Here is a 6,272-nt window from a genome sequence, read left to right as displayed (position 1 = left end):
CCGCTGGGAACAAGGCCACCAGGGTACCGTGGGCACTCCCGCCAACGACACCATCACCGACTTCAGCAGCGCCCGGGTCTCCGGAGGTGGCGATATCCTCGATCTCGGCAACCTGCTGCAGGGCGAAGGCAAGATCGGCAGGAGCGCCGGCAACCTGACCAACTACCTGCACTTCGCGCTGGTCGGTACCGCCACGCTGGTCTACATCAGCTCCACCGGGGGGTTCCAGGGCATCACCGAGGCCTCCGCCAAGGAGGCGGCCGCCGACCAGATCATCACGCTGCAGGACGTCGATCTGGTCAGCGACGGCGGAAGTGATCTCCAGATCATCGAGACGCTGCTGACCAACGGCAACCTGATCGTCGATGACGCCTCGGCCGATACCGACCTCTCGGGCAGCGTCTCCACCGGTGTCGATGCCGTGATCTCCGACAACGATGGCGATACCGCCGGCACCAGCGCCGAGTTCGACAGCAGCGGCCAGACCCCGCCGGCACCGGACCCCGACAACGTCGCCCCCGTCGTGCAGGCCAACGCCTCCTCGCTGCTCGGCATCGCCGGGGTGGACTTGCTGGGCCTGATCGACATCGGTGGCGATCAGGATCTCTTCGCCGCGGATGCCAACGGTAACCTGCAGTCGGTGACAGTGGCCTACCAGCCCCTGCTCAGCCTCAACCTGACCGCGCTGGAGTTCACCGCCTCCCAGCAGATGGCCGACGAACTGGGGCTGAACCTCGCCTTCGACAGCGATACCGGGCTGCTCGGCCTGGTCGCACCCTCCGCCAGCGTCACCATCACCGCCGCGGATGGCGGCACGATCGACAACCTGGCGATCAACGAACTGCTGGGTACCGTGGCGTTCGCCGATACCGACGGCTTGCTGGGGCTCGACGCCGATCTCCAGCTCTCGCTGCTCAACTCGACGAGCATTACCGCCACGGACAGCGACGGCAGAACCGCCACGGACTCGCTGGGTGAGCTGGCCGACCTGGACGCCTTGAGTACGCTGTTGGGCAACAATGACAACATCGTCGAGGGCACCAGCGCCAACGAGACTCTCGACGGCGGCACCAGCAGCCAGCGCCTCTACGGCTATGAGGGCAATGACACCCTCAACGGCGGTGACGGCAACGATCTGCTGCGCGGCGGTGCGGGCGACGACACCCTCAACGGTGGCGCCGGCAACGACCTGCTGATCGACGGCAACGGTGCCGACACCTTCAATGCGGGCGCCGGAGACGACCTGATCGTGACCAGCGGCGACGGTTTCGCCTCGATCGACGGCGGCGACGGGTTCGACACCCTGCTGCTCGACGGCGGCATCGATCTCGACATGATCAACGACGACCTCGGGCCCATCCCCAACATCGAGCGGCTGGACCTGGGCAGTGGCGACGAAGCCAGCACGGCGACGTTGAGTGCCGAAGACGTCGATGCCATGACCGACGACGACAACGTGCTGCAGGTCACCGGCGACGAACAGGACACGCTCAACATCCAGGGAGCGACATCCGACGGCGCCGTCACGCTGGGCGGCACCGCCTACGACCAATACACCTTTGGAGACACCACCATCCAGGTAGAGCAGAACACCGTGCAGGTCGAAACCTGAGCAACGGCGGACGCCGCCGCTGCCTGCGGGCCGCGGCGGCGTCCGATACCGCTATCGACAAGGCTGGCGACGTGCCCTCGCCAGCCGGGGAATATCGCAGGCAGAAGGAAAAGCGGTCATCGACGACTTATCCCAACACGCAGAAAGGTGGACGCTACGCATGCTGGCAATCGTCGTCTGTCTGGCGCCGACCATGGCCAATGGTCAGGCAGCCGACTGGTGGGACGCCGTCGATCACCAAGCCAGCGGCCGCGGGTCTCCCAAGGCCGCCCCGAGGATCAGGACGACGCTGCCGGCCGAACCCTGGTCTCCCTCGACGACATCGACGAACAGGCCCGCCGGCACAGAAAGTCGGCCTCGATCCGCCCCGCTCTCCGGGCCGCTGTCACTTGAGGACGCCGTGCGCCGGGGACTGGCCATCAACCCGGCGGTCCGCGCGGCGATCGCCGATGCCGACGCCGCCGGTACCGAGGTGGATATCGCCGAATGGGGCTACTTCCCCACCGTCGATCTCTCGGCGGGCCCGGAAGAGTTTCCCTTCAGCGAGTTCGGCTACGACGCCTCGGCCCGCCAGGTGCTCTACGACTGGGGCCGCATCGACAGCCAGGTTGCCAGCGCCAGCGCTGCAGAGCGCGAGGCTCGGCGGGCGCTCGGCGTGGCCGAAGAGGAGGCCGCGCTCGATATCGCCGAGGCCTACCTGGACATCCTGGCCGCCAGAAATCGACTGGAAGTGACCCAGCGTTATGTCGACGAACTCGAGGCGCTGCGCAGCCTGACCCGGGACCGAGGCAGCAACGGTTATACCGACAGCAGCGAACAGGGGCGCGTGGCACTGGACCTGGCCCAGGCCCGCGACGAACTGGCGACGGAACGCGGTTCGCTGAACGACGCCCGCCAGCAGTTCCGGGTGCTGGTCGGCGTCTCGCCGGATGCGCTGGATGCGCCCGATCCGACGACCCTCACCGATCGCCTGGATGACGCAAGACTGGAACAGTGGATCGTGTCGGCGCCGGCCTACCGGCAGGCCGTGGCAACCGCCGAACAGGCGCAGGCCGACCTGGACGAGACCCAGGCGTCGTTGAAGCCGCAGCTCAACATCGAAGGCTCGCTGGAGCGACGCCAGATCGGCGGCGAGCTGCAGAACGACTCGGTGATCGGGCTCCGCCTGCGCATGGATACGCTGCAGGGGCTGGCCAACTTCCAGCGACCGGACGCCGCCCGGCAAAGGCTCGAGGCGGCCCGCTATCGCGTCGACGACCAGCGCCGCGAAATCCGCCGCAGCGTGCTGACCCTGATCGAGAACGCCGAGGTCTACCGCCAGCGCCAGCAGGCGCTGTCCGACCAGGTCGAGGAGGCCCAGTCCGTGGGCGATCTCTACGACGACCAGTTCTCCGTGGGGCTGCGCGACGTCAACGACCTGTTGACGATCCGGCAGGAAGCGTTCTCGGCCCGCCGCCAGTTGATCGACCTGGAGAGCCAGCAGAAGCGCATCCAGTATCGCGCCGCTTCGCAGCTGGGGCTGATCAACCCGTTGATCACAGGCCGCCTGGGAGGTGACGCCCCATGAGCCTTTCCGCCTCCGAACGTTTCACGGACCCGGTCGACGAGAGCAACGACCCGCTGCGGGAAGGCATGGTGCTGTTGTGCCGTCGCCTCGACCGCCCCACCTCCCTGTCGGAGCTCGGCGACGGGCTGCCGTTGGAGCAGGGACGGCTACCGCTGAGAGAAGTCTCCCGCGCCCTGCGCCGGGCCGGGGTCAGCGCCCGCGTGAGCCGACGTTCGCTGAAGGATATCTCGCCGCGATTGCTGCCGGCGCTGCTGATTCTCGACAACGGCGATACGGCGCTGCTGGAGTCGCTGGATGCCGGGGAAGCCCGCATCGCCCTCCCCGAAGCCGACGGCGGCGAGGAGACGCTGACGCCGGAAGCGCTGGACGCCCTCTACAGCGGCACGGCGATCTTCGCCCGGCCGGCCGCCCGCAGCGACGACCGCGCCGGCAACTTCGCCCAGGCGGCCCCCAAGCACTGGCTGAAGGAGCCGCTTAGAGCCTGCTGGCCCGCCTACGCCGAAGTCGGCGTCGCCGCCCTGGCCGCCAACGTCCTGGCGATCTCCACCGCGCTGTTCGCGATGCAGGTCTACGACCGGGTCGTTCCCAACGCCGCCTTCGATACGCTGTGGGTGCTGGCCAGCGGCGTGGCGCTGGCCGTGCTGCTGGAGTTCCTGCTCAAGGGGCTCAGGGCGCATCTGCTCGAGGTGATCGGCAAGCGTCTGGATCTCGAACTCTCGTCGAAACTCTTCGAACAGGCGGTCCGCCTGCGTCTCAACGCCAAGCCCGCCTCCACCGGCGCCTTCACCAGCCAGGTGCGCGAGTTCGAATCGGTCCGCGAATTCTTCACCTCCGCCACCGCCGGCGCCATCAGCGACCTCCCCTTCGTGGCGCTGTTCGTGTTGATCATCGCCTGGATCGGCGGCCCGGTGGCGTGGGTGCCGGTGGCCGCCATCGCCGGCATGATCCTCCCCGGGCTGCTGCTGCAGCGCCATCTGGCCAGACTGGCGCGCGAGAACCTGCGCGAGGGTGCGGTCAAGAACGGCGTGCTGCTGGAGTCGCTGGATCAGCTCGAGACCGTCAAGGCGACGCGGGCCGAGGGCAGAAACCTGGCGCTGTGGGAGTCGCTGTCGGCGCAGCTCTCCAACGCCTCGATCCGGCTGAGGGCGGTCACCAGCATGCTGACCCATTCGGCCTCGTTGCTGCAGCAGCTGGGGTATGTCGGCATCGTCATCGTCGGCGTCTATCGTATCAGTGCCGGCGACATGACCATCGGTGCGCTGATCGCCTGCTCCATCCTCGGCTCGCGGGCCATCTCTCCGATGGGCCAGACCAGCGCCCTGCTCGCCCGTTGGCAGCACGTCAAGGCGGCGGTCGAAGGGTTGGACGAACTGATGCAGGCTCCCAACGAAAGCGGGGCTGGCCAGAAAGTCCGCAAGCCCCGGCTCCACGGCGACTATCGCCTGGAAGAGGTCGTGGTCCGCCATCACGAAGAGGGGCCGGCCGCGCTGAAGATCGACGAACTGACGATCGAGGCGGGCTCGCGGATCGCGCTGCTGGGCGGCAATGGCGCCGGGAAATCGACCCTGCTGCGGCTGCTTTCGGGCTTCGTCGAGCCGACCGCCGGCCGGGTGATGCTCGACGACATCAATATCACCCAGATCGAATCCGCCGACCGGCGTCGGGCGATCGGCTATCTCCCCCAGGACATCGCGCTCTTCTACGGCACCTTGCGGGACAACCTGACCCTGGATGGCGCGGCCTACGAGGACGAGGAGATCTTCCAGGCGCTGGACGGCGTCGGCCTGGGCCGCTTCGTGCGCAGTCACCCCCAGGGGCTGGAGCTGCCGATCGCCTCCAACGGCAGCGTCTCCGGCGGGCAGCGTCAGGCCATCGGCCTCGCCCGGCTGGTGCTGCAGGACCCCCGCATCGTGCTGCTGGACGAGCCCACGGCCGCCTTCGACCAGAACAACGAGAAGCGCGCCGTGGCATTCCTCAAACGGTGGATGGAGGGCCGCACGCTGATCGTGTCGACCCACAAGAAGCCGCTGCTGGAGCTGACCGATCGCGCCATCGTACTGCGCGACGGCAAGCTGGCGATGCAGGGCAACCTCGATCAGGTCGTGCAGGGCAATCGGGTCGCTTCCGGCAGCCCGACCCCGCGGGAGGGACGCTAGATGGCCACGACACTCAGCGACCAGCAGTTGCAGCGGCAGCTTGGCGACCCACGGGCCAACCTGCGTCATCCACTCGCCCGCCCCGTGGTATGGGCCGTCCTGGTCTGCCTGCTCAGTTTCATCGGCTGGTCCGCCTGGGCGCACATCGCCGTGGTGACCCACGGCGAGGGCCGCGTGATCCCGGTCAGTCGCATCCAGTCGATCCAGAGTCTGGAAGGCGGCATCATCGATGAGCTCGAGGTGCGCGAAGGCGACATCGTCGACAAGGGCCAGTTGCTGGTCAAGCTCAGCGGCACCCGCTTCCGCAGCGCCTACCAGGAGACGGAAAATCAGGTCCAGGCGCTGAAAGCCGCCATTGCCAGGCTGCAGGCCGAAGTGCTCGAGGCGGATAGCATCGACTTCCCGGCGGATGTCGATGCCCAGAGCTCGCTGGCCCGGTCCGAGCGCGAACTGTTCCACGCCCGCCGGGAGAAGCTGCGCGAGGCCACCGGCTCCCTGGATCACGAGATCCAGATGGCCAGCCGGCGGCTGAACCTGATCCAGCCGCTGGTCGAGCGCAAGGCCGTCAGCCAGATGGAGTCGCTGCAGCTACAGCAGGACATCGCCTCGCTGCGTGGCAAGCGCGCCGAGATCCAGAACAGCTACGTGCAGGATGCCTACACCGAACTGACGGACAAGAAGGGGGAGCTGTCGTCGCTGGAGCAGGTTCTGGTGCAGCGCCAGGACCAGTACCAGCGCACCGAACTGCACTCGCCGGTGCATGGCCGGGTCAACGCGATCAACTACACCACCCGGGGTGGCGTGGTGCCCCCGGGCGAGACCATCATGGAAGTGATCCCGCTGGAAGACCAGTTGCTGCTCGAGGCCAAGATCAAGCCGCAGGACGTCGCCTTCCTGGCGCCCGTTTCCGACTTGGCCTGCATGGTGCTCGTGCTCA

The 6,272-nt window shown here is 67.6% G+C and carries 4 protein-coding genes; all 4 read left to right on the top strand.

Annotated elements, in window-relative coordinates; all coding sequences use genetic code 11:
- Positions 1-1,612, top strand: a 1,612-nt coding sequence (locus AC3AYF_RS16985; RefSeq protein WP_487780061.1) for a type I secretion C-terminal target domain-containing protein, incomplete at its 5' end; no start/stop codon positions are given.
- A 160-nt stretch (positions 1,613-1,772) separates the two neighbouring features.
- The gene (locus tag AC3AYF_RS16980; RefSeq protein ID WP_295040647.1) at positions 1,773-3,179 is read left to right on the top strand and encodes a TolC family protein; all 1,407 of its coding nucleotides are present in this window, start codon (positions 1,773-1,775) and stop codon (positions 3,177-3,179) included.
- Complete coding sequence (locus AC3AYF_RS16975; protein WP_295040645.1) at positions 3,176-5,335, top strand: type I secretion system permease/ATPase; 2,160 nt, start codon at positions 3,176-3,178, stop codon at positions 5,333-5,335. Before AC3AYF_RS16980 ends, AC3AYF_RS16975 begins: the two co-directional genes overlap by 4 nt.
- On the top strand, positions 5,336-6,272 hold a 937-nt coding region (locus tag AC3AYF_RS16970), incomplete at its 3' end, for a hemolysin D (RefSeq protein WP_487780060.1).

The sequence above is a fragment of the Salinicola sp. genome, assembly GCF_982684285.1.
This window is presented reverse-complemented; position numbering and strand designations above follow the sequence as displayed.

Coding starts and splice junctions, on each gene's coding strand:
- AC3AYF_RS16980 (WP_295040647.1), top strand. CDS start 1,773: ATGCTGGCAATCGTCGTCTGTCTGGCGCCGACCATGGCCAATGGTCAG.
- AC3AYF_RS16975 (WP_295040645.1), top strand. CDS start 3,176: ATGAGCCTTTCCGCCTCCGAACGTTTCACGGACCCGGTCGACGAGAGC.